The organism is Streptacidiphilus albus JL83 (assembly GCF_000744705.1).
GTDB classification, from domain to species: domain Bacteria; phylum Actinomycetota; class Actinomycetes; order Streptomycetales; family Streptomycetaceae; genus Streptacidiphilus; species Streptacidiphilus albus.
Genome location: NZ_JQML01000001.1, coordinates 6,721,540 through 6,746,731, shown reverse-complemented (window position 1 = coordinate 6,746,731; position 25,192 = coordinate 6,721,540). Strand labels below are relative to the sequence as shown.

Here is a 25,192-nt window from a genome sequence, read left to right as displayed (position 1 = left end):
CGCGCCGGAGACGGCCCGGCCGGTGGCAGCGGAGCAGCGGGCGGCCGCGGCGGGCGAGATCGGCGTGCGCCCGGTCCTCGACCGGGAGGACGAGACCACGGCCGATGTCCGAGCGCTACGAGGGCGCCCGGATCACCCCCGAGGACGCCCCCGGCCGGGTGGCGATAGCGGTGCGGCCGACCTGGGTCTTCAGCCGGCAACCCGCACGGCATCCGACAGCCGGCCGAGGCCTGGCGGTTTCAGGGCAGCTGCCAGTCGATCGGCTCGGCGCCCTGGCGCACCAACAGCTCGTTGGCGCGGCTGAAGGGGCGGGAGCCGAAGAAGCCGCGGTCGGCGGACATCGGGCTCGGGTGGGCGGACTCGACGCTGGGCGCGGGGCCCAGCAGCGGGCGGAGGTTGCGGGCGTCGCGTCCCCAGAGGATCGCCACCAGTGCCGGGCCGCGTTCCACCAGCGCCCGGATCGCCTGCTCGGTGACGGCCTCCCAGCCCTTGCTCCGGTGCGCGGCCGGCTTGCCCGGCGCGGTCGTCAGCGCCCTGTTGAGCAGCAGCACCCCGCGCTGGGTCCAGGGCGTCAGATCGCCGTTGGACGGGGCCGGCAGGCCCAGGTCGCGCTGGTACTCCTGGAAGATGTTGACCAGGCTGCCGGGCAGCGGCCGCACCTCCGGCGCGACCGAGAAGGAGAGCCCCACCGCGTGTCCGGGCGTGGGGTACGGGTCCTGACCCATGATCAGCACCTTGACCTCGTCGAAGGGCTGCTGGAACGCGCGCAGCACGTTCGCTCCGGACGGGAGGTAGGTGCGCCCGGCGGCGACCTCCGCGCGGAGGAAGTCGCCCATCGCGGCCACCTGCCCCGCCACTGGTTCCAGGGCCTTCGCCCAGCCGGGTTCGACGATCTCGCTCAAGGGTCGCGCTGCCATGGCGTCACTCTAATGCCACAGTGGCCCTGCTTTCTGATTCAGGACAAAGCACCCCATCCACGACAGAATCACCCTCATGAGTGCATCCCCGCCCCTGCACGAGCGCCGTGGACCCGGCGCAGCCGTCCTGGACTACGTCAGGCGCGCGCCGGGAACCTACCTCTGGCTGCTGGTGCTGCTGTTCACCACCTACGTGATGCACCGGATCAACCCGGCCATGGCCGACTCCTTCCTCCGGAAGCGGTCCACCAACCTGCACCAGCTGGCGACCAACCCGGTGCGGGTGCTCTTCGCCAGCACGCTGTGGCTGGACGGCGGCGGCTGGCTCGGCATGTTCGTGCTCTACAACCTCTTCCACGTGCCGGCCGAGCGCTGGCTCGGCACCCTGCGCTGGTTCGCCGTCGTCGCCGTCGCCCACGTCGGGGCGACCTACCTGAGCGAGGGCGTGCTCCACTGGGCGATCCACCACGGGCGGGCGCCCGCCTCCGCCGTCAACACCCTGGACGTGGGCGTGAGTTACGCCCTGGCCGGGGCGCAGGCGGTGCTGGCCTACCGGATCGCCCCGCCCTGGCGGTACGTCTACCTGGTCGGGGTGCTGGCCTGGTACGGGCAGGCGCTGGTGCACGGGCGGACCTTCACCGACGTCGGGCACTTCACCTCGGTGCTGCTCGGTCTCGCCTGCTACCCGCTGACCCGGGGCCGGGGCGGCGCGCCGTGGAACCCGGTGGACCGGCTCCGCTCGCTGCGGGAGCGGTGGCACGGGCGCGCCGCCCGGCACGGCTAGCCGCCGGCCACCGCCGAGCCGCTCACCGGCGCCCCGCGCAGCAGCACCGCGCTCGGCGCGGCCAGCACCCGGACGTCGGCGCGCGGGTCGGCCGGGTAGACCACCAGGTCGGCCGAGGCGCCCTCGGTCAGCCCCGGGCGGCCGAGCCAGTCCCGGGCCGCCCAGGTGGCCGCCGACAGCGCGGCCAGCGGCGGCAACCCGGCCCGGACCAGCTCGGCGACCTCCGCCGCGACCAGGCCGTGCGGCAGCGAGCCGCCCGCGTCGGTGCCGACGAAGACCGGCACGCCCGCCTCGTGGGCCGCCGCGACGGTGGCGTGGCGGCGCTGGTGCAGCGCCCGCATGTGGGCGGCGTAGGCGGGGAACTTGGACTCGGCCGCGGCGGCGATCCCGGGAAAGGTGTCGATGTTGACCAGGGTCGGCACGATCGCCACCCCGTGCTCGACGAACAGCGGCACGGTCTCCTCGGTCAGCCCGGTGGCGTGCTCGACGCAGTCGATGCCCGCGTCGACCAGGTCGGCCAGCGAGTCCTCGCTGAAGCAGTGCGCGGTGACCCGCGCGCCCTCGGCGTGCGCCGCCGCCATCGCCTCGTCCAGCGCCCAGCGCGGCCAGCAGGGCGCCAGGTCGCCGGTGGACCGGTCGATCCAGTCGCCGACCAGCTTTACCCAGCCGTCGCCGCGCCGGGCCTCGGCCCGGACGTAGGCGGCGAGGTCGCCCGGCTCGATCTCGTGGGCGTAGTTGCGGATGTAGCGGCGGGTGCGGGCGATGTGGCGGCCGGCCCGGATGATCCGGGGCAGGTCGTCCCGGTCGTCCACCCAGTGGGTGTCGGTCGGCGTCCCGGCGTCACGGAGCAGCAGTGCACCCGCGTCGCGGTCGGCCAGCGCCTGCTTCTCGCTGGTGGCCTCGTCGACCGCGCCGTGGCCGTCCAGGCCGACATGGCAGTGGGCGTCGACCAGGCCGGGCACGGCCCAGCCCTCGACGGTCAGCACCCCGGCGGCCGCCGCGGGCCGGTCGAAGGTGATCCGTCCGCCGACCACCCACAACTCGTCCCTGACCTCCTCGGGACCGACCAGTATCCGGCCCTTGACCCGCAACACCTCTCCGGCGGCGCTCACTTGGACGCCTCGCGGGCCCGCAGCGCGCGGCGGAGGTCGTCGACCTGGTCCGCCAGGTGGCGGCGGAGCGCGGCGGTCAGGTCGTCGCGGCCGAGGCAGGCCTCGGCGGCGAGCAGCACCTCCTCGGTGGCGGCGTAGGCCGGGAAGCCCTGGTGGCCGAGGCGCCGGGCCACCGCCGGGCCGCGCCGCTCGGCGGCGGCGGGGACGTCGTCGAAGTAGCGCAGCGTCCACGGGGCCAGCAGGTCGGCCTGCTCGGGCTGCCAGAAGCCCTGGGCGAGGGCCATCACCAGGTAGTTGGAGGCCTCGCCGTGGAAGAGCTGGTGCCAGGCGGCGGTCTTGGCGGACTCGTCCGGCAGCGCGGCGCGACAGCGGGCGGCGCCCTCGGCGCCGGTGGAGCTGGGGTCGCGGACCACTTCCTCGGCGATCTCCGGCTCACCGGCCGCACCGAGCACGCACAGCCGTTGCAGCAGCTTCCAGCGGAGGTCGGGGTCGAGCACCGGGCCGCCGGGGACGGTGTCCTCCTCGCGCCACTGCTGCAGCTCGGCCACGTCGACCGGCCGGAGCGCGGCGCCGATCAGGGCGCGCACCGCGAGCAGCCGCACCCCGCTGCCGTCCTCGGTGCCCTCGGTGCGGCGCAGCAGCTTCCGGCAGACGCCGCCGATCAGCGCGAGCGCCTCGGGGCGGAGCGCGGGCGCCAGGTAGCCGTCGGCGACGCTGTTGCGGGCGAAGTCGAGCACCGCCTCGACCAGGTGCGGGGACTCCTCCCCGGGCAGGTGGTCGGCGACCAGCCGCAGGTACTCGGACGGGTCGAGCTCGCCGTCGCGGACCAGGTCCCGGGCGGCCTCCCAGGCGACGGCCCGGGCCAGCTCCTCCGGGATGTCGCCGAGGCAGTCCCTGACGGTCTGCCAGGAGCGCTCGTCGAAACGGATCTTGACGAAGCCGAGGTCGGTGTCGTTGAGCAGCAGCAGGTCGGGCTCGTCGGCGCCGGGCTCGGCCCAGGTGTTGTCCGGCACGCCGGCCAGGTCTAGGTCGATCCGGGCGACGCCGGTGAGCGGGCCGGCCGCGAGGTTCCCGGGAGCACGGCGTCCGTAGCAGCCGGCGGTGATCCGCTGCGGGCGCAGCACGCCGTCGGCCGAGGTGTGCAGGATCCGCTCGCCCTCGACCCGCAGGGTGTCCACGCCGGTGGTGCGCAGCCAGCGCTCGCCCCAGCCCCGGACGTCCTGGCCGCTGGCCTCGGCCAGGGCGCCGAGCAGGTCGTCCAGTTCGGCGTTGCCGAAGGCGTGGGCGGCGAAGTAGGCGTTCAGGCCGGCGAGGAAGGCCTCCTCGCCGAGCCGGGCGACCAGTTGGCGCAGCACCGAGGCGCCCTTGACGTAGGAGATGCCGTCGAAGTTCTGCAGCGCCTGGGCGGTGTCGGCGACCTCGGAGGGGGCGACCGGGTGGGTCGAGGGCCGCTGGTCGGCGTCGTAGCCCCAGGCCTTGCGGACGTTGAAGGCGGTCCAGGATCCGTTGAAGCGGGTGGCCCGGTCGACGGTGTCGGTGCCGAGGTACTCGGCGAAGGACTCGTTCAGCCAGAGGTCGTCCCACCAGCGCATGGTGACCAGGTCGCCGAACCACATGTGGGCCATCTCGTGGGCGATCACCACGGCCCGGAGCTGGCGCTCGGCGTCGGTGACGGCGGAGCGGAAGACGAACCACTCACGGAAGGTCACGCAGCCGGGGTTCTCCATCGCGCCGGCGTTGAACTCCGGGACGAAGGACTGGTCGTAGGAGTCGAAGGGGTAGCGGATGCCGAAGTTGCGGTGGTAGTGGTCCAGGCTCTGCCGGGTGAGCTCCAGGATCTCGGCGGCGTCCGCGTCCAGGTAGGGGCCGAGCGAGCGGCGGCAGTGCAGCCCGAGCGGGATGCCGTCGTGCTCGCTGCGGACCGAGTGCAGCGGACCGGCGACGACCGCGACCAGGTAGCTGCTGATCGGCTGGGTGGGCGCGAACTCCCAGCGCCCGGCCACCGACTCCGACTGGCGGCCGGTGCTGTTGCCGACCACGGTCCAGCCCTCGGGCGCGGTGACCGCGACCTCGTAGGTCGACTTGAGGTCGGGCTGGTCGAAGGCGGCGAAGACGCGCGGACCGTCGTCCAGGAAGCACTGGGTGTAGACGTAGACCTCGCCGTCGGCGGGGTCGGTGAAGTGGTGCATGCCCTCGCCGGTGTGCGAGTACGCCATCAGCGCCTCGACCAGCAGCTCGTTCTCGGCCTCCAGGCCGTCCAGCGGGAACCTGCCGTCCTCCAGCGCGGCCGGGTCCAGCGCGCGGCCGTTGAGCCGGACCGCCAGCAGTTCGGCCGGCTTGACGTCGACGAAGGTCGCCGCGCCGGGCTCGGCGCAGCCGAAGCGGATCACGGTGGTGGACCCGAAGAGCTCGTGTCCCCGGGTGAGGTCGAGGTCCACGGTGCTGCTGCGGACGTCGAGGAGGAGGCGGCGGGCGACGGCTTCGGCGCGAGTCAGTGCGGGCATGCAGATCATGCTGCCTCATCCCCGGGCCCAGCACGAGCACCGGTACCGGACCTCCTCCCCGACCGGGGCCGGCAACGGAGGTCCGCTCAGCGCTCCAGCAGGTTGTCCACCCGCCGGGGTACGCCCGGCTCGTTCTCGTCGCGCAGTTCGGCCGGCAGCAGCTCGGCCGGGACGTTCTGGTAGACGACCGGTCGCAGCCAGCGCTCGACGGCGGTGCCGCCGACGGAGGTGCTGGTGCTGGTGGTCGCCGGGTAGGGGCCGCCGTGGTGCATGGCGGGGGCGACGGCGACGCCGGTGGGCCAGCCGCCGTGCAGCACCCGGCCGGCCAGGCCGGTGAGCAGCGCGAGCAGTTCGGGCGCGTGCGGGTCGCCGGGCTGGGCGTGGAGGGTCGCGGTGAGGTTGCCGCCGAGCCGGCCGAGCGCGGCCCCGACCTCGCCGAGGCCGTCGTAGCGGGCGACGACGGTGAGCGGGCCGAAGCACTCCTCCAGCAGCGCCTCGTAGGCGTCCTCGGCGAGCAGCCGGGCCGGGAGGCTGACGTACCCGGCCCGCACCGCCTGCCCCTGGTTCGCCACGGGCTCGGCGGCGAGCGGGGCGGTGACGCCGGGCAGTGCGGCCCGGGCCGCGAAGCCGGTCAGGAAGCCGGCCCGCATCCGGGCGTCCAGCAGCGCCCCGGTCGCGGCCTGCTCGGCCCCGGCCGTCAGCGCCTTCTCCAGCCGGTCGCCGGCCGCCCCGGCCGGGACGAACACCAGTCCCGGCTTGGTGCAGAACTGGCCCATGCCCTGGGTGAAGGAGCCGGCCAGTCCGGCGCCGATCTCCTCGGCCCGCTCGGCGGCGGCCTGCTCGGTGACCACGACCGGGTTGAGGCTGCCGAGCTCGCCGTGGAACGGGATCGGGACCGGGCGCGCCGCCGCGAGGTCGAACAGCGCCCGGCCGCCGGGGATCGAGCCGGTGAAGCCGGCCGCGCCGATCAGCGGGTGCTGGACCAGGTCCACCCCGGCCTGCCGTCCGTGCACCAGCACCAGCACGTCGGCGGGGAGGCCGACGCTCTCGGCGGCGTCGCGGATCGCGGCGGCGGTGAGCTCGGAGGTGGCCGGGTGGTCCGGGTGGGCCTTGGCCACGACCGGGCAGCCGGCCGCCAGCGCGCTGGCGGTGTCGCCGCCGGGGACGCTGAAGGCGAAGGGGAAGTTGCTGGCCGCGAAGACCGCGACCACACCCAGCGGGATCTTCCAGCGGCGCAGGTCGGGCCGGGGCGCGGGCCGGGCGCCGGGGTCGGCGTGGTCGATCACCACGTCCAGGAAGCCGCCCTCGTCGACCGCGTCCGCGAAGGCCCGCAACTGGTAGGTGGTGCGCGCGAGTTCACCGGACAGCCGGACCGCGCCGAGCGCGGTCTCCAGGTCGGCGGCGGCGATCAGCGCCTCGCTCCGCCGCTCCAGCAGCTCGGCCGCGGCCCGCAGCAGCGCGGCCCGCGCCGGGCGCGCCGCGAGCGCGGGCAGCGCCGCGCGGGCGGCCCGGACGGCCCGGTCGACGTCCTCGGCCGTGGACTCGACGGTGACCTGCGCGGACTCGGCCCCGGTCCGGGCGTCGACGCTCCACACTGGGAGGGTGTTCATGGTGGCGGCCTCCGCACGCGAACATTCCACATAGTGAACGCTGTCCAGTACCCTGAACGCCCCTGACGATACGTCCCTCCCAGAAAAGGGGTCAACCCTCAATGGCCCAGAGCCTCCCCGCGGACGCCGGTGCCGGCGGCGCACAGGTCAAGTCCGCCGTGCGAACGGTCGAACTGCTGGAGTACTTCGCCGGCCGCCCCGGCATGCACAGCCTGGCCGAGGTGCAGGAGGCCGTCGGCTACCCCAAGAGCAGCCTCTACATGCTGCTCCGCACCCTGGTCGAGCTCGGCTGGGTGGAGACCGAGTCCACCGGCACCCGCTACGGCATCGGGGTCCGCGCGCTGCTGGTCGGCACCTCCTACATCGACGGCGACGAGGTGGTGGCAGCCGCCAGGTCCGCGCTGGACCGGCTCGCCGACGACACCACCGAGACCATCCACCTGGCCCGGCTCGACGGCGCGGACGTCATCTACCTGGCCACCCGCCAGTCCCAGCACTACCTCCGGCCGTTCACCCGGGTCGGCCGCCGGCTGCCCGCCCACTCCACCTCGCTCGGCAAGGCGCTGCTCGCCACCCACACCGACGAGGAGGTCCGCCGGCTGCTCCCGCAGCGGCTCGAACCACTGACCGAGCACACCCTCACCGACCTGGACGCGCTGATCGAGGACCTGCACGAGATCCGCGAGCGCGGCTACTCGATCGACGCCGAGGAGAACACGGTCGGGCTGCGCTGCTTCGGCATCGCCATCCCCTACCGCACCCCGGCCCGGGACGCGGTCAGCTGCTCGGTCCCGGTCGCCCGGCTCACCCCCGGCCGCGAGCAGATGATCCGCGACGCCCTCTTCGCCGCCCGCGACCGGCTCACCATGGCCACCCGGCACCTGTAACGGCGAACGCCCGCGCCCGGAGCCGGCAGTCGGCTCCGGGGGCGCGCGGCACGCCCGGAATCAGATCAACGATGCCACCGCATCAGCCAGGTTCGACAGCTCGACATCGGCCAGCAGGGCCCCGTCGAAGGACGACCGCACGGAATAGCGGCCGTCCTCCTGCCCGTCGATGCTGATCGAGCCGGCCTCCCGGTCGAAGCAGTCCCTGGCCAGGCGCAGGGTCCCCATGGAGAAGAACGGGAACAACCCGCTCACAAGGGAGTCCGCCTGGAGGACGGTCAGCATTCCGCGACGGGAGGCATGGGCGTCACCTGTCAGCAGGAGTCCCCAGGCGGTCTCCACCTGCGTGCCGCGCTCGTACCCCTGAGACATCGGCGAGAACTGCATGAAGGGGAAGGCCTCCCGGAGCGGCACCAGCAGCATGCCGCCGCGCCAGGAGTCGATCACTCCGGCCACCTGGTCCGGCTCGGTGGCACTTCCCTCCGCCCAGACATAGCTGCCCACCGCACTGTCGAAAACAATCGAGAACGCCCGTCGGTTCAGCACGGTGCTGATCCTGATGGCCCCCCGGCTCGAATCCGACTTTGCGGTCCGGTAGACCGCCAATCCCCGGTCCGAACCGGGTCGCACATCCCCCAGGTCAAGACCGCGTTCCTCCCCGATGCGTTGAAGCACCCGGTACAGCCCACCTTGTTCGACCAGCTCCGGATAGAACGCTGCATCCGGAGCCTCTGCGAAGGCGGCACCCGACTTATCCACGGTTCTCATTCCTGTCGGCAATCCGGGTTACGGCTCGAACGGGCCCCATCTCTGCCACATCTTGGAAAGAGCGGGATCGTTCGCCCAATCCGGTTCGTCTTCCATTGGCAGCTCGTCCCCCGCCGCGTCGTAGAAGACTATCGAACTCCATGGTCTCTCGCCCTCGATCACCGCCTTCGCGAGCCACGACATCTCCCACTCGGTCGCCCGCTCACTTCCGGACATCCCTCGCAGCGCCGACGCGAGGAAACCGCCGTCGAATCCCTTGGTGTAGACACGCATGGTGATTTCGGGCTTGCTGATGGCCGACATCACCGCCTCCTGCCAGGTCCTCCCGTCCTCCATGTTCCCCATGTAGTGGGTGAAGCCCTTTTTGTTCGCCCACTTGACGACGCCCTCGTCCTGCGCGCCGAGTGCCACGTCGGTGGGGCACTTGACGTTGCTGTTGTGAACCAGGATCGCCGCGGTTCCGGCCAGCACGTAGAACGTGTGGGTGGTGGCGACCGTCAGGTCGTGGGTGAGGTAGACGTGGTGGAACGTCCGGACGGCGAGGACCGACGTCGCCGTTCCGTCGGCGGTGCGCAGGGCCATGCCCGGCTTGAGATGGCCGGCGTCGATCCAGGCGTGGTAGCTGACCACCCAGAAGGGGTGGGTGACCGTCGCGGTGAGGTGGGCCGGGCCCTTCTTCGTGGCGATGGTCAGATCGGCGAAGTCGTCGTCCTCGGGGGTGGTGATCAGGTCGGTGACCGGCCGGGTGACGGACTCTCCGGTGAGCGGGTCGGTCGCCAGCACCTGGTCACCGGGCTTGACGTCCTTGATCTCCTTGACGGTGCCGTCCGCCATGAGGACCAGGGTGTCCGGCAGGAAGCTGTGGCAGCCCGATCCGCCCGGATTGTCGTCCGTGACCGGATCGTCCGACGCATCGGCCCCTGGGTCGATCTTGGAGGCCTTGGAGGCTTCGGCCTTGGCGGCGGCCGCGGCCTTCTCCTCGGCCTCGGCCTTGGCGACGGCTGCGGCCTTCTTCTCGGCCAGTTCCGCGGCCTTCTTGGCGGCGCTGGCCGCCTCGGCCTCCGCCGCCTTCTTCGCCGCCTCCTTGGCCGCCTGCTCTGCGGCCTCCTCCGCCGCCTTCTTCGCGGCCTCCTCCGCCGCCTTCTTCGCCGCCCTCTCGGCAGCCTCCTTCGCGGCCTCCTCGGCCAGCAGCCGCGCGCCGTCCACCGCGGCGTCCTCTTCGGGGAAGAGGAACCAGGAGGCGATGTTCAACGCCCAGAGCAGGCCGGTGTGGTACGAGCAGTCGTGGCAGTTGGGGTCGTAGTGGTCCGGGGGCTCGGGTGAGGGGTCCGGGGTCGCCGTGGGATCAGGGTTCGACTGCGGTGACGGGTCGGGCGGAGGCGTGAGCCCCGGGCTGGGTGACGAGTCCCCGCCGCCACCGCCGCCGTCGTCGCTGAACATCCGGCCGTCGGGGTCACTGCCGGTGCTCGGGTTGTCGGCGGCGTAGGTGTAGCCGCCCATCTGGTTCGGATCACCGGCCTCGAACACCGGGTCGAGGCTGAGGAACCGGCCCTGGGTGGGGTCGTAGTTGCGCGCTCCGAGCAGGTCGAGACCGCTGCTGGTGTCGGTGGGCTGGCCCAGGAAACCATGGTTCTCGGAGGGGCCGACGAAGGTGCTGGGCACCGTGCCGCGGGCGTTGCCGAAGGGGTCGTAGGCACGGCGGGTGACGGCGAGACTGGTCGCGTCGACCGCCGTGGTGGCCGTCCCCTGGAGGTTGCTCAGCTGGTAGGTCAGCGTACCGGCGCTGCTGCGGGTGACGGTGGTGCCGTCCGGACCCGCGTAGTTGCGCAGCGCGGTCACCGAGTTGTTCGGCACGTTCAGGGTGATCTGCTCGGTTCCGCCGAACAGGTAGAGGATCTTGGTGTTGTCGAAGGTGTTGGCCTGCTCCAGCAGGTTGCCCTCGGCGTCGTAGGTGTAGCTGCTGGTCTGGCTGTTGCCGCCGTTGGTGGTGGTCACCGCGGAGGTGAGCCCCATGGCGTTGTAACTGATGTTCTGGCTGGTGCCGGGAGCCTGGCCGCCGGTGGCGCCGGTCGTGGTCCAGGACTGGCCGACGACCCCGCAGGCCGCGATCGTCAGCTTGGTGCTGTTGACCGTGCTGCCGGCCGGGTCCGTGAGGCACAGGCCGGACGCCGTGTTCACCAGGGTGTCGCCGGTCGCACCGGTCTGCCACTTCTGGGTGGTGGTGGCACTGTTGCAGGTGTTGATCTCGACCACGGTGCCGGCCGTCTTGGCCCCGCCGGTGGTGTCCAGGCACATGCCCGCGACCTTGAGCGTCGAGTCGGTGCCCAGGGTGAAGGTCTGTCCGGTGCCGGGGCTGCAGGCGTAGGTGGTCACGGCGGTCCCCGCCGTGGTGCTCGCCGACGGGTCGCTCGCGCAGACCGGCAGGCCGGCACTGTTCCTGAGGCCGGTGCTCAGCGGTCCGGCACTGAGCTTCCGGCTCATGGTGTTGCCGGCGTTCTCGTTGGGCGTGTACCCGGTGTCGGTGTGGGTGTCGGTCTCGACCGTGGTGCCGAGCTCGGGATTGCTGATGGTGGTGGTGCTGCCCTGGTCCGGCTGGGCGGCCGGGGTGGTGCCGTCGGCGCCGTTGTAGCCGATGGTCTGGGTGGTGTCGTCCAGGGCGTTGCCGCCGGTGTCGTGGTTGACCATGCTCGTACGGTCGCCGAGCAGGTCGTAGGTGTAGCTCTGCCAGTAGGCGTCGCCGGCGGTGTCGCCGACCGTCGTGGTCTTGATCGGGGCAGTGGCGGTGGTCTCCGGCGTGGTCGTGTTGCAGCCGCCGACGTCGCCCACGGTGGGGTCGGCCGGACTGGTGCTGCTGGTGTTGATCCCCGCGGTGTCGGTCCAGGCCTGGGTCAGCCGCTGCATCGAGTCGTAGCTGAAGCACTGGGTGTCGGTGCCGGTGACCGTGCTGCCGTTGGACTGGACGTCGGAGATCGCGGTGATGTTGCCGGAGTCGTCGTAGCGGTAGGAGACGCCGTCGATCGCGTTGCTGGTGCTGGTCTGGGTGTTGGTGCTGCTGTAGGACAGCCGGCCGGTGGCCGGGTCGTAGGCGTCGGTGGTGACCAACTGCTTGCCGTAGAGCCCGTAGGTGGAGCGGAGTTCCTGGCCGTTCGGCGTGTAGTTGGTGTCGTCGAGGTACGAAGCCGAACTGGTGGCACCGGTCGAGGAGGTCAGTGTGCTGCCCGACTCGGTCATCAGGCCCTGCAGGTCGTACTGGTAGCCGACGGTCTCGGCCGGCAGCCCGCCGTCGTGGCCGTAGCTGGTCGAGGCCAGCTCGTCGGTGTTGGGCGTGTAGCTGTTGTCGGACTCGAAGGTGACCGTGCCGGCGGCGCCCTGCTTGGTGCCGGCGGGGGCCGCGAAGCCGTCGGAGGCCGGGATCGTCTCGGTCTCGCCCAGCGGCTGGTCGGCGACGTTGTAGCCGGTGACGGTCTGGGTGTAGGCCTTCCCGGTGCTGCCCGACCCGCCCACATAGCTGGTCTCGGAGGTCGGGTAGCCCTTGGCCAGGGTGTCGTAGACGGTCGAGGTGAGCTGGGTGGAGGCACTGGGGGTGGCCGACCAGGCGGCGGCGTAGCTGGCGACCGCCCGGTCGTCCCAGTCGTAGGTGTACGAGGTGGCCTGGCCGCGCGGGTCCGTGCTCTGCAGCACGTCGCCGTCGGCGTCGTACTTGTCGAAGGTGGTCGTGCCCGCGTTCGGGTCGGTCTGGGAGGTCTCCTCGCCGAGGAGGTTGTAGGTGTAGCTCCACTGGTTGCCGGCCGTGTCGGTGACGGTGTGGAGCTGGCCGGTCGGGTAGTAGGTGTACCCGGTGGTCGAGTCGGCCTCGGCGGCGGCGCCGGCGGTGCCGCTGGACCACCGCGTCGCGCCGGCGCTGCTGTAGTCGACGAGGTTGGCGTCGTCCTGCAGCTTCAGCGTCGAGCCGGTGGTCGCGGCGAGGGCCGTGCTCCACTGCTGGGCGCCGGTCGGGCTGTCGACCACGAGGTTGCCGTCGGTGCCGAACTCGGCGTACGAACCGGCGCTGGAGGTCCCGGTCGACCACAGGGTCTTGCCGCTGGCCAGGGAGGACAGCACCAGGTTGCCGCCGGCCTGCATGCTCAGCCGGACGCTGTCGGACATCAGCGAGGTGCCCGACGGGATGATCTCGCCACCGGTCAGGGTCGTCTGGGCGTTGGTGTTCTTGACCACGGTGCTGGTGGTCTGGCCGAGGGCGTTCTCGATGGTCGCGGTAGTCGGGCCGCCGGCCGGGGGGGTGCTGTCGGTCTCGTCGGCACCGGGGTAGCTGGTGGTTGACTCCCACTGCGGCGCGCCCATGGTGTAGAGCTGCGAGGACACCGAGCGGCCCAGGCCGTCGTAGGCAGTGACCGTCTCCGAGGGGATCTGGTTCTCGGTGTCGGGGATGGCCAGGGTCGTCGACGGGCTGGTCGTGGCGTCCACGTACGGCGCGTAGCTCCGGACCGGCCAACCGTGCGAGTCGTAGAAGGTGTCGCTGATCAGCCGACCCGCCGAGTTGTCGGCCGTGGTGCTCTGCTGCTGGCGGGGCTGGAGCATCCCGTCGTACAGGGTGATGTTCTGGGCGTACGAGCCGTCCTCACGCAGGGTGTTGGTGGTCACCGCGGAGGGACTGGTGTTGCTGACCAGGTAGGAGAAGGTCTCGTCGGCGCTCTGTCCGGAGGCCTTCGAACGTCCCGGGAGCCAGACGGCGGTGCGGCGTCCGAGCGCGTCGTAGGTGATGTCGGTGATGCCGCCGTTGTCGTCGACGTCCTCGGTCGGCAGTCCGCGCAGCGGGTCCAGGGTCGAGGTGGTGGTCCAGCCCTGGGAGTTGGTGGAGGTGACCGTGGTGGCCGCAGTGTTGCCGCCGGCCGCGTTCCAGGCCGGCTTGAAGCTGGTGCTGGTGGGCGAGCCGTCGGTGTCGAGGGTCTTCACCACCCGGCCGCCGCCGTCGTAGCTGATCGCCGAGGTGGTCTGCCAGGTCTCGCCCCCGGCGCTGGTGTCGCTGGTGGCCGTCCTGGTGCCGGTGACCAGGCCGGTCCCGCCGCCCATGGTGTCGGGCGGGTCCAACTGGCCGAAGGTGCCCAGGTTCGCCAGGCTGCCGTCACCGCCGTAGTAGGTCTGCTGGTCCGAGAACAGCGTCGTCGGCGTCGGGGCGGCGCAGCCGCCGGAGACCGTGGTGACCTGGTCGGCGTAGCTCAGCATCATCGCGTTGGTGGCCGACGGCGACGCGTAGGTGGTGGTGGTGCACTGCTCCTGCGGGGCGGTGCTGCCGACGCCCGCGATGGTGTCCACGGTCGACACCCGGGCCTGGGAGTCGTAGTCGGTGGTGGTCTGGTTCTCGCTCCAGGAGCCGTTCTTCAGCAGTGCGTAGTCGCGGCTGCCGGAGTCGGTGACCCGCAGCGCGGTCAGCGGGGGGAGGGTGGACAGGGTCGGTGCGGTGCCGGTGTCGTCGGTGGTGTTCCAGTCCGTCCACGGCGTCTGCGGCGTGCTCGCGGTCTGGGTGGTGTCCGGCGGGACGGCGATCGACTCGGCCTCGATGGTGCCGCCGGTGACCGTCGGGTCGACGATGCCGCTGGCCTTGGTGTAGGTGTCGGTCTCCAGCGGCGTCCCGGCCAGCCAGTTGCTGTCCTTGACGGTCTCCACCACGGTGCCGCCCACCTGGGTGGGGCTGCCGTGGACCGCAGGGGAGGCGGTGGCGTCACCCTCGGTGGTGGTGCCGCCCACGACCGCGTTGACGCTGACCGAGCGCTGCGTGCCGTTGGCGAGGTAGTCCCCGTCCATGCCCTGCAGGTAGGTGGTCACCGTCTGGGTGACCGGGTCGGGCGCGGTGCCGGTGGTGGTGGTGACGGTGCGGTAGCCGCGGAACTGGTCCCAGGTGCGGTACTGGTCGTCGGTCTGGGCCGAGTCGTCGCGGTGCCAGGCCGCACCGCTGTAGGCGTAGTCGGTGACCTCGGTCGGGGACCCCTCGTACAGGGTGCCGCCACTGGTGTCGGTCACCGCCCCGGTCATGTCCGAGGAGGCGACGCTCTGCACCCGGATCTTGTTGAACCAGTCCGCGATCGGCTTGGCCGCACCCGGTGGGGACCAGTAGACCTGGTAGCAGGACATGGTGTCGCTGTCGGCCGAGGCCGGCATGGTGCCGTTCACCCGCGAGCAGTCCGGCGGGTAGTACGTCACCGCGATGTCCTCACCGGTCTCGGTGGCGACGGTGGCGATCCGCGGGTGGTAGAGCGGCGGCGCGGGCGGACTGGAGCCGTCGACCCGGTTGTCGATCTCGGTTCCGGTGAAGGTGACCTGGTTCATCGTCAGCGGCGTGCCGCCGCCGTCGTAGCTGTCCGCGTCACCGGTGTGGGTGATCGACTGCAGCCACATCACGGCCTGCAGCGATCCGGCGTCCTTCGGGTCCACCGAGGTGCCGGTGACCGGGTCGACACTGCCGCCGGCGTCGGAGAAGACCTGGTTCAGCTGGTAGGTGTCCACCGGCGTCAGACCGCTGCCGGCCACGTCGACCTTGGTGGTGATGGTGCTCAACCGGGTGGTGTCCCAGAAGGAGGGGCCGGCGTTGATGCAGACGTTGGCCGGAATCGTGGTCGAGCCGCTGGGGATGGTGGTGCTGTCCGTCGAGGGGCAGTCGAGGTCGTACGGGACGTCAGGCCAGTTGGTGGCGGTGTTCGCGTTGAGGTTCCCGGCCGAGCAGTCGGTGAAGGTGCTGGAGGTCTGGCAGCGCTGCGTGGAGCCGAACACCACGGCGGCGGCAGGGGTGTTCCCGGCCTGCTCGTCCGCCAGCGTGTAGCCGTAGGAGATCTGCGCCAGGGTGCCGCCGCGGGTGTAGGAGGTCAGCGTGCCCGAGCCGTTCGGGGCCGTGACCTGTCCCCCGCCGAGGTCGTAGTAGTTGGTCTCACTGGTGTAGTCGTAGCGCTGGACGAACCCGGTCGGCGAGACGGTGAAGTCGAGGTTCCAGCGCCACCCCTCGTTCTGTGCGCACTTCGAGGCGGTGCCCTGGGCGGAGCTGTAGCAGGGGTCGCCCGAGACCGGGTGCAGCACCGGGACGCCCCAGGCCGAGTCGGTCGAGCTGTCGGTGGGGGTGCCCGACTGCGGCGGGGAGGAGATCGAGGTGCCGGCCGGCGCATGGTCCGAGCCGAAGTACGCGGCGGTGCCGTCGGTCGTCAGCACGCGGAAGTAGATGCCCTGGTAGAGGCCGTTCTCAGCCCCCGAGAGCTCCTGGACCACGGTGCCGTCGTCGCCCTGCAGCTTCCACTGGGCGACCAGGCCGGGCACGTTGCTCGCCATGGTGGTCGGCACCAGGACGCCGGAGTGGGAGCCGAAGGAGATGGTGTCGTCGTCACCGCCCCAGCACTCGTCGCCCGAGTCCTTCAGCACATGGCTGCCGTCGGAGTTCAGCAGTGACCCGCAGGAACGGTAGCTGCGCTCGACGAAGCCCGGGTCGTAGTCCCAGCCGTCGCCCACGTCGGAGGACTGCGAGTTGCGCGCGGAGGTCTCGCCGTCGACGGACTGCGAGTTGTAGGCGAGGCTGACCCCCGGGGCGGTGCCGGCGGGCGGTGTCGGAACGTCGATCGGATAGCTGTAGGTGAAGGCCCCGTCGCCGGTGGCGGACCAGCCGCCGGCCGGGTCGAGCGAGGTGGCGGCGTAGTTCCCCTCCGCTCCGGAGGTGCCGGAGATGACCTCGACCGCGGTCATCGGCGTGACGGCGGCCGCCACCGCCGCGGAACGCGCCGAGGCGCCCGCGCGGACCGTGCTCGCGGCGGCGGCCAGCGGGACGGTGGCGGTCAGCTGGTCCGTGCCGGGCGAGTTGGTGAAGGCCAGCGGGGTCCGGGTACGGCAGGCCTTGGCCGAGGGCGTGGTCAGCGCGCAGGCGGGGACCTCGACCAGCTCCAGTCGCGAGGCGAAGCCGCCGCCGTAGGCCTGCGCCAGCGAGGAGTAGTCGATGACCGCCTGGACCTGGCCGGTGGCGGTTCCGCCGTCGGCCCGGGAGAAGCCCAGCAGCAGCCCGTCCGCGCCCGCCGCCAGCGTCTGCGCGTGCGAGGCGACCTGGACCCGGACCGAGGACGGCCCCGAGGCGGCGGCCGTGGCCGCGACCCGGGTTCCGTGCGCCGCGACCGTGTGCGGAGCCACCCACACCGGCAGGGCCCCGGCCCGCACCGGGGCCGTCACCGGCACCACCGAATCGGCGGCGGCGCGTCCGCTCTTCGCGGTCGCAGCGGCGGACGCAGCGGTCGCCGCGGACGTCAGCGACGCCGTGCCGACGCCGGCGGCCGGCCACACCGGAGCCTTGGCCTGATAGACGGCCAGCGGCAGCTGCCCCTTGGCGAGTTCGGCCTTCCCGGCCGTCGCCTTCAGCGGGTGCACCGGCACGCTCTTGGTGGCCGCGAGGGCCGACGGCGACCAGATGCCACCGGTGTAGTGGTACTGCGGCAGCGGTTGGGCCACCGCGACCTGAGTGACGACCGCTCCTGCCGCGACCGCAGCCGTGGCGAAGGTGAGAGTCCGCCCCCATACCCGATTGCGAACGCCCATGAACCAGCGCACCCGTCTGCCCACCACTTGTCCCCCGCACAGAGAAACGACTATCGACGGCGCGCCGTCCAAACCGACGCGACCGGAGATCAACTCCACAGGAACCTAATGGATCCGGCAAAGCACGGGCTATACCCTGTGCGCGCCCACTCACCTGTGGATTCGTTTCCCATGAAGGGCGATCTGCCCGAATCGCGGCAGGCCAAATCGGTACACCTGGCCGCGTTTCACCTACGGGTAAAGGTTCCTGGCGATCGCCCGGCACTTCTGTGACGTCAGTCACGGCAATTGACTGTCAAGTAAAGGTTTCTGATGAATAGACCAATAAGCTCGCCGCAGTACTTGCGGCGGACCGCGGTTCACCGTATCGCTGCGATTCCGGCTCTGGCCTCGCTGCTGCTGGCCGGGCTGGCGCTGCCGGCGCAGGCGGACACCGGCCCCGCCGGTCCGGCGTCCGTCGCCGCGCCCACTGCCGGAAGCCCCATCCAGGCGGCCCTGTTGAAGGCAAGGACCACCGGCCGCCCGGTGGCCGTCCCCTCCCTCGAAACCGAGACCTCCACGGTCAGCGCCCAGCCCGACGGTTCGCTCGTCCAGACCACCAACGCCCTGCCGGTGCGGGTGCGGAGGAACGGTTCCTGGACCGCCGTCTCGGCGGCGCTCCGCGCCAACGCCGACGGCTCCCTCAGCCCGGCGGCGACCCCCAGCGGCGTGACCCTGTCCGGCGGCGGTGACAGCCCGCTGGTGACGCTGACCGACCCGGCCGGTCAGAGCCTGTCGCTGACGCTGCCGTTCGCCCTGCCCACGCCCTCCGTCAGCGGGAACACGGCCACCTACGCCGATGTGCTGCCGGGGGTCGACCTCCGGGCGACCGTGGACGACCAGGGCGCCTTCCGGGACGTGCTGATCGTGCACAACGCGGCCGCAGCGGCCGACCCGGCGCTGAAGAGCCTGACCCTGGCCACCTCAGGCACCGGCCTGACGGTGGGCACCGACGCCGCGGGCGGCCTGAAGGCCACCGCCGCCAACGGCACCGTGGCCTTCTCCGGCCCGGCCCCGGCCATGTGGGACTCCAGCGGCGCCGCCGCGACGCCCACCGTCCCCGTCCAGCCGTCGGCGAAGTCCGCCGCCGTCCGTACCGAGGCCGCGCCGGTGAGCGCCGCCCTCGGCGGCGCCGACACCCCCGCCGCCTCCAGCGCGGACGGCCCGGGCACCGGCGCCCGGTTCGCCCCGATCGCGATGCACGGCGGCGCCGGGAAGCTGACGCTGACGCCCGACGCCGAGCTGCTCACCGGCGCGCACGCCGCGTACCCGGTGTTCCTCGACCCGACCGTGGTGACCGATCCCACCAGCCACTACGTCCAGGCCTACTCGGCGCCGGACTGCACCACCGCCGACACCTACGACGTGGCGCAGTCGGGCGGCGAGGGCATCGGCTACGTCCAGCCGCAGTGGGCCGACGGCTGCGACAGCGGCGCGGAGGAGTCCTTCTTCGCGATCAACCTGAGCGGCGTCCCCAGCAATGCGGTGGTGTCCACCGCCACGCTGAGCCTGACCGAGACCTTCGGCGCCGACGGCGGCTGCGGCAACACCTGGCCGGTCACCGTGAAGACGGTCGGCTCGATCAGCAGCGCCACCAACTGGAACAACCGGCCGGGCGCGGCCACCGGAACCCCGGCCTACAACGTCACCCAGCAGATCAGCAGCGCCAACAGCGGTTCGAGCTGCGGCAACAAGTCTGCGACCTTCACCGGTCTGGCCAACGCGGTCCAGTACGTGGCCGGCGGCATGCTGACCATCGGCCTGTACGGGAACGAGAGCACGTCCTCGACCAACTACGGCCACATGCGCTTCTCCACCAACCCGTACATCACCACCACCTACGACATCGCCCCCACCGTCTCCGGAGCCAACACCAGCCCGCCGGCGGTCACCACCGCCGCCAACGGCACACAGACCCCGGTCGGCCCGGCCTGCGACAGCGGCACCCCCGGCTGGATCGGCATGACCAGTTCCAGCAACGGCTCCGCCGTCACGATGAACTCGGTCACCACGTCCCCGATTTCGGGCACCACCGTGGAGACCTATTTCGCCCTGCGCGACAACATGCTCAGTGACGCCGGCAGCCCGGAGACCGTCACCTACACCCACACGGCCTACCAGGCCAGCAAGTCGCCCGCGTCGGCCGCCGTCAGCGTCACGCTCCAGGACGGCCACCAGTACACCTGGAACACCCAGGGCTCGGACGGCACCCTCAGCTCCAACACCATCGCCAACTGCCGCTTCGACGTGGACCTGACGCCGCCGACCACGGCCACCGTCACCGACCCGGACTTCCCGCCGGCCGGCAGCGGCGGCACCCCGGACCTGCACGCCGGGCAGACCAGCACCTTCACCTTCAACGCCACCGACCCGGCCCCGAACCCGGCCACCTGCACCCTGGCCGCCTGCCTGCCGGCCAGCGGCGTGGCCGGCTACTACTACTCGCTCGACCAGCCCATCGGCGGCGCCTCCACCGCCTACGTGGCAGCCGGCAGCGGGGGCACCGCCACCGCCCCGATCACGCCGCAGACCTGGGGCACCCACATCCTGTACGTCCAGTCCATGGACAACGCGGGCAACCGCTCCACCGTCCCCTCCAGCTACACCTTCTACGCGCCCTGGAACCCGGACACCGCGGTCAAGGCCGGCGACCTCACCGGCGACGGGGTCCCGGACCTGCTGGCCACCAGCAGCGACGGCGACCTGATCCTGCTCCCCGGCAACACCGACCCGGGCTCCCCTGCGGCCTCGCAGATCGCCGGCACCCCCGGCACCAGCCCCGACGGCACCGCCGCCGCCCCCGACGGCTGGAACAACTTCCTGATCGCACACCGGGGTTCGCTGACCAACAGCGGGGTCGACGACCTGATCGCCTACAGCCGGACCACCGGCGAGATGTACATGTACAGCAACGACCAGGGGGCCGGCGGCACCCCGGGCCACTTCACCATCACCTCCGACCTGCACTCCATCGCCCGCCCGGCCTGCACCGACCCCAACCGCTGCAGCGGCTACGTCCAGCAGCCGAACGCCGGCAACCCGTCGAGCTGGGGTTCCATCACCCAGATGGTCGCCCCCGGCGACCTCGCCGGGAACACCTCCTTCGCCCAGGGCAACCTGATCACCATGGAGGGCGGACGGCTCTGGCTCTACCAGAACTCGGGGCAGTCCTACCTCACCGACCCGATCCTGCTCGGCACCGGCAACTGGTCCAACTTCACCCTGGTCGCCCCGGGGGCCATCGGCGGGAACCTCAACGCCGCCACCCCGACCGCCGGCACGCCGACGCTGTGGGCGCGCGACAACACCACCGGCACCCTGTACACCTTCTCGCTGGCCAAGGACGCGAACGGGAACTTCCCGCTGCTCACGCCTCCCACGCTGACGCTCACCCTGCCGATCACCGCGAGTGACGGCACCCACATGTGCGCCGACGACACCCACAGCGACACCACCGCCGGCAACCCGATCCAGATCTGGGAGTGCAACCGGACGAACGCCCAGTCCTGGACCATGCACAGCAACGGCACCATCTCCACGCTGGGCGGCAACTGCCTGGACCTGACTGCGAGCACCCCGGTCAACGGCACCCATGCGGAGCTGGAGCCCTGCCGGACCACCGGCCTGGGCACCCAGCACTGGACCGCCACCGCCACCGGACAGTTGGAGACCGACAACGGCCTCTGCCTGGCCGACCCCAGCGGCGACAACACCGACACCGCCATCCAGCTGATCACCTGGACCTGTGACAACGGCACCGAGCAGGACTGGACCGGTGGCGTCAGCGCGCTGACCGGGACGAGCCAGGCCGGACAGCCCTTCCCGCCGCTGACCGACCCGGTCAGCTTCGGGCCCAACCTGCCGACCGCCTCCTACCCGCAACTCGCCTCCCCCGGTGACAAGACCGGACTCGGCGAGCCGGACCTGTTCGTGACCGCCCCGGACGGCGAACTGACCGACTACCCGGGCACCGCGCCCGTGGGCGGGACGGCCACCTTCGGCGCGCCGGTCCTCCAGGGCGCGTACGCGAGCGCCTCGGCCTGGTGGGAGCTGAAGGACGGCAGCGGCACCACCGCCACCGACAGCATCGGGGGCACCGGCGGACCCAACACCGCGACCCTGCAGGGCACCGCCAGTTGGGCCACCGACACCACGCTGACCACCGGCCACCCCAGCCTGCTGCCGGCCAACCCGAGCAGCACCGTGCTGAGCCTGGACGGGACCACCGGCTACGCCGGTACCAGCGGACCCGTCGTCGCCACCACCGGCAGCTACACCGTCTCCGCCTGGGTCAAGCTCAACGACACCAGCACCTATCACACCGCCCTCTGCCAGCGTGACGCCACCGGCGCCCGCTGCGCCTTCTACCTGCAGTACTCACCCGCCCTCGACGGCTGGACCTTCGTCGCTCCCAGCAACGACAGTTCGACGCCCAGCGCCTACTACAGCGCCGGCCAGCACCAGCACCCGACCGTCGGCGCCTGGACCCACCTCGTCGCCGTCTTCGACTCCGGCACCGACGCCATGAGCCTCTACATCAACGGGCATCTCGCCGGAACCGGAAACGACCCCAGCCCCTGGAGTGCGACCGGCCCCTTCCTCATCGGCGCCAGCGACAACGCGAGCAACGGCACCGAGGCAGAGTTCCCGGGCGAGATCTCCGACGTCCACGTCTACAACTCCGCCCTGTCCCCCGCCGCAGCCACCTCCATCGGCGACAACCCGCCGCCGCTGACCGGGCTCAACTGACCGATCGGTCATCAGATGCCGCCGCGGGGCTCGTGCCGAGCCCCGCGGCGGCCCCGCCTCATCCCGCCAGCGCCGCGCGCAGCGCGGCCAGGTCCGGGTCCGAGGCCAAGCCGGCGTGGTAGAGCCGGAGTTCGTCCGCGCCGGCCGGCGGTTCGGCCGGTCGGCGCGGGTCGCCGCCCATCCCCGAGACGACGGTGAGGTTGGCCGCCAGCATCCCCCCGGGGACGGCGGCCCGGGCCGCGTCCAGCGCGGCGGCGCCGCTCGCACAGGGCAGCACCAGCCCGTCCGCCCCACCCCCGCCCGCCGCCGCGTCGGCCAGCAGCCAGGCCGGCTCGACGCCGACATTGGCGCCGGTGCGGTGCGGCGCCGGATCGGCGTGCAGCAGTACCCGGAACCCCGGCCCGGCGGCGGCGCGGACGGCGCCGACGCAGGCCCGCTGCAGTTCCCGGGCGCGGGCCGCGCGCAACTCCAGGGTGAGCCGGGCGAGGTCCGGGCCGAGCAACTGCTCCACCGCCGCCCACTCCTCGGCCGCGCCGCCGGAGGCGGGGGGCGGACCCTCGCCGCGCCAGACCGGGGCCAGCGCGGCCCGGACGGCGGCGTCCAGGTCCGGCACACCGGCCTCGGCGTGGGCGGTCGAGCAGACGTCGCAGAAGCAGAGCGACATCAGGTACTGCGCGGCGGCGTCCAGCGGGACCCCGCCGATCTTGTCGTGGCCGTGCAGGTGCGCCAGCCCGTACCAGCCGCAGGACTCCAGCTCGGTGCCGCTCGCCCCCGGCCGGACCCCGGCCTCGGCGGCGAGCACGGCGCAGTAGCGGACCACCTCGGGCCGGGCCGCACACAGCGCCCAGGGGTAGCGGTCGCCATAGGCGTTGCACACCGAGCTGGACGGATAGTCGTCCCCCAGAAGGGAGTTGTGGGCCAGCACCACCCAACTGGCCACGTCCAGGCCCGCGTCCCGGAGCAGCGCCGCCGCCTCGCCCCAGGGGTCGTCCCCGGGCAGCCACTCTTGCCGGTAGGGCCGGAGGTCGTGGCCGGTCCAGTGGTCGGCGGCGGGCGGGTAGTAGACCGCCGCGTGCGGGGCGGTGACCACCCGGGTGATCGGATGACGGGGCGTCAGCGCCCGGGTGCTGTGGTACGCGGAGGCCAGCGTCACCCCGTCCAGGCCGAGTTCGGCCAGCCGCGCGGGAGCGGCCGGGTCGCCGAGGACGTCCCAGGGGTAGAGGAAGGCAGAGGTGCGCACGGAGTTCTCCTCGAATGCCGGGCGGGGAACAACGGTTGACGGTCCGGAGTGACCCCTTCTAGGCTAACCATATATGTGAATGGCATCCATATCCATGGATGGACTTCGCCAGTGACCGCGCCCGCGCTCGATGCACACCACCCACCGCCTGGGGGCCCGCATGACCGCACCGAATCCGACCTCCTCCGCCGACGGCGACACCGGCCCCGACGGCGGCTCCGACGGCGACGCCGACGCGCACACCGCCCCGCGCACCGTGCTGCTCACCGGGGCGGCCGGGGGGCTGGGCACCGTCCTCCGGGCGAGCCTGCCCGGCTACGGCTACCGGCTGCGCAGCACCGACATCGTCCCGGTGCCGGGCGACCCGGACGCGCTCCTCGTCGACCTCCGCGACCAGGACGCCGTCCGCGAGGCGGTCCGGGGCGTGGACGCCGTGGTCCACCTGGGCGGACTCTCGCTGGAGAACACCTTCGACCGGATCCTGGACGTCAATATCCGGGGCACCCAGCACCTCTACGAGGCGGCCCGGCAGGAGGGCGTCCGCCGGGTGGTCTTCGCCAGCAGCAGCCACACCGTCGGCTACACCCCGCGACCGGCGAAGCCGACCGAGGACCTGCCGGTCCTCACGCCCTACCGCCCGGACACCTTCTACGGGCTGTCCAAGTGCTTCGGCGAGTCCCTCGCCCAGCTCTACGCCGACCGGTTCGGGGTGTCCACGGTCTCCATCCGGATCGGCTCCTGCTTCCCCGAGCCCACCAGCTACCGGATGCTCGCCACCTGGCTCAGCGCAGCCGACGCCGGCCGGCTCTTCCACGCCGCGCTCGGCGCGCCGGACGTGCACCACACCGTGGTCTACGGCACCTCCGCCAACACCCGCGGCTGGTGGGACCTGGCCCCGGCCCGCGCCCTGGGCTACCGGCCGCAGGACGACGCCGAGCCCTACGCCGCCGCGCTGATCGCCGCCCGGGGCGAACCGGCCCCCGGCAGCGCCGAGTACGAGTACCTGGGCGGCGCCTTCACCGAGATGACAGCGCCCGACCGGTGAGCGGGCCCGCGCGACGACCGGTCCGGCTCAGCCCTTCAGCGGGTTGGTGGTCAGGTCCACCCGGTACTGGCGGACGTCGCTGTCGGAGAAGACGCTGTGCCGCAGCACCGCCGCCAGCACCAGCAGCCGACTCAGCCGATCGTCGTGGACCTCGACCGTGTAGCGGGCCCTGGCCCCGGCGAGCCGGGTGAACTCGAACCCCGCCGAGCCGGGTCCCCGGTAGCGGAGCCGGAACGAGAGGGCGCTGTCGGCGATGCCGTTGGCCAGCACCGCCCGCAGCGGGAAGGAGTGCCGCAGGGCGCTGGCGCCCGCCGGCTCGCCCTCCAGCACCGGCAGCCCCGCCTGGGCGAAGCTCCACTCCTCGGACCGCAGCGCGGACCCGTTGCGGTGGCCGACCGTGCCGTGCTTGACCCGGTCCGCGCCCATCGCCGCGCCGACCGTCACATAGCCGTCCAACTGGTCCAGTCCCGGACCGGTGAAGGCGTGGAACGGCTGCTGACTGTCGTACCGGCTCTCCTTCCGCAACCGGAGCACGGGGCTGGACTCGCCCTTGGGCACCACGTCGTAGACGGTCCAGCTGCGGCCGTACTCCGGCAGGACGGTGAAGGAGGTCAGCGGCGGGATCACGAGACCACCCCGCCGAGACCGATCCGGGCACTGCCCGTGCCGGTGCCGGTCGGCCCCGTCGGCCCGGCAACCCGGCGGCGCGCCGCCTCGCCGGTCGCCTCCCGGCTCAGCTCCGCGATCAACCCCCTGAGGTCGTCGACCTGGTCGCCGGCCCGGAGCCGGGTGTAGATGCGCCGGGCGATCTCCTCCTGGCGCGGGCTGCGCCCGGTCGCGAACTGCTCCACGGCCCGCTGCTGCCGGGCCGCCGAGGGGGTCGTCGGCCCGGGCTCCGGGGCCGGACCGCTGCTCGCGCCCCAGTCCGCCGTGGACCGGCCGAAGGAGCCGAATGAGGGGGAACTCGCCATGTCGTCCATC

The 25,192-nt window shown here is 72.3% G+C and carries 13 protein-coding genes; 4 read left to right on the top strand and 9 right to left on the bottom strand.

Going from position 1 to position 25,192, the window contains the following annotated elements:
- Positions 1–239: 239 nt before the first annotated feature.
- Positions 240–917, bottom strand: coding sequence for a uracil-DNA glycosylase (locus tag BS75_RS29680; protein WP_034090465.1), 678 nt, complete (start codon positions 915–917; stop codon positions 240–242).
- 76 nt (positions 918–993) lie between these two features.
- On the opposite strand from BS75_RS29680, the gene BS75_RS29675 reads away from it, so the two are divergent.
- Positions 994–1,701: a rhomboid-like protein gene (locus BS75_RS29675; RefSeq protein ID WP_042436600.1), complete on the top strand. Its 708-nt coding sequence runs from the start codon at positions 994–996 to the stop codon at positions 1,699–1,701.
- Here the strand turns inward: BS75_RS29675 and BS75_RS29670 are convergent.
- The 3 genes from BS75_RS29670 to BS75_RS29660 form a co-directional block, all read right to left on the bottom strand.
- Entirely contained in the window at positions 1,698–2,813 is a 1,116-nt protein-coding gene (locus tag BS75_RS29670) for an amidohydrolase family protein (RefSeq protein ID WP_042436597.1), read from the bottom strand. The two genes, BS75_RS29675 and BS75_RS29670, sit on opposite strands and share 4 nt — an antisense overlap.
- On the bottom strand, positions 2,810–5,317 hold the full coding sequence (gene pepN / locus BS75_RS29665; protein WP_034094013.1) for an aminopeptidase N: 2,508 nt from the start codon (positions 5,315–5,317) through the stop codon (positions 2,810–2,812). Before pepN ends, BS75_RS29670 begins: the two co-directional genes overlap by 4 nt.
- 86 nt (positions 5,318–5,403) lie before the next feature.
- Complete coding sequence (locus tag BS75_RS29660; protein WP_034090464.1) at positions 5,404–6,927, bottom strand: aldehyde dehydrogenase (NADP(+)); 1,524 nt, start codon at positions 6,925–6,927, stop codon at positions 5,404–5,406.
- A 101-nt stretch (positions 6,928–7,028) separates the two neighbouring features.
- On the opposite strand from BS75_RS29660, the gene BS75_RS29655 reads away from it, so the two are divergent.
- The gene (locus BS75_RS29655; protein WP_034090463.1) at positions 7,029–7,814 is read left to right on the top strand and encodes an IclR family transcriptional regulator; all 786 of its coding nucleotides are present in this window, start codon (positions 7,029–7,031) and stop codon (positions 7,812–7,814) included.
- A 60-nt stretch (positions 7,815–7,874) separates the two neighbouring features.
- On the opposite strand, the gene BS75_RS29650 is transcribed toward BS75_RS29655, so the two are convergent.
- Together BS75_RS29650 and BS75_RS29645 are read right to left on the bottom strand one after the other, a co-directional pair.
- Complete coding sequence (locus BS75_RS29650) at positions 7,875–8,573, bottom strand: hypothetical protein (RefSeq protein WP_034090462.1); 699 nt, start codon at positions 8,571–8,573, stop codon at positions 7,875–7,877.
- A gap of 27 nt (positions 8,574–8,600) precedes the next feature.
- Positions 8,601–17,138: a ricin-type beta-trefoil lectin domain protein gene (locus BS75_RS29645; RefSeq protein WP_152645587.1), complete on the bottom strand. Its 8,538-nt coding sequence runs from the start codon at positions 17,136–17,138 to the stop codon at positions 8,601–8,603.
- A 312-nt stretch (positions 17,139–17,450) separates the two neighbouring features.
- Here BS75_RS29645 and BS75_RS29640 point away from each other — a divergent pair, with 312 nt between their 5' ends.
- A complete protein-coding gene (locus BS75_RS29640) occupies positions 17,451–21,926 on the top strand; it encodes a LamG-like jellyroll fold domain-containing protein (RefSeq protein WP_152645586.1) in 4,476 nt (1,491 codons plus the stop codon).
- Between the two features lie 58 nt (positions 21,927–21,984).
- Here BS75_RS29640 and BS75_RS29635 read toward each other — a convergent pair whose 3' ends face one another.
- Positions 21,985–23,166, bottom strand: a complete 1,182-nt coding sequence (locus BS75_RS29635; protein ID WP_034090459.1) for a hypothetical protein — start codon at positions 23,164–23,166, stop codon at positions 21,985–21,987.
- 160 nt (positions 23,167–23,326) lie between these two features.
- Between BS75_RS29635 and BS75_RS29630 the strand changes: the two genes are divergently transcribed.
- Entirely contained in the window at positions 23,327–24,211 is an 885-nt protein-coding gene (locus BS75_RS29630; RefSeq protein ID WP_081983404.1) for an NAD-dependent epimerase/dehydratase family protein, read from the top strand.
- Between the two features lie 27 nt (positions 24,212–24,238).
- On the opposite strand, the gene BS75_RS29625 is transcribed toward BS75_RS29630, so the two are convergent.
- Entirely contained in the window at positions 24,239–24,838 is a 600-nt protein-coding gene (locus tag BS75_RS29625; RefSeq protein WP_034090458.1) for a hypothetical protein, read from the bottom strand.
- Entirely contained in the window at positions 24,835–25,182 is a 348-nt protein-coding gene (locus tag BS75_RS29620; RefSeq protein ID WP_152645585.1) for a hypothetical protein, read from the bottom strand. Before BS75_RS29620 ends, BS75_RS29625 begins: the two co-directional genes overlap by 4 nt.
- Positions 25,183–25,192 lie beyond the last annotated feature (10 nt).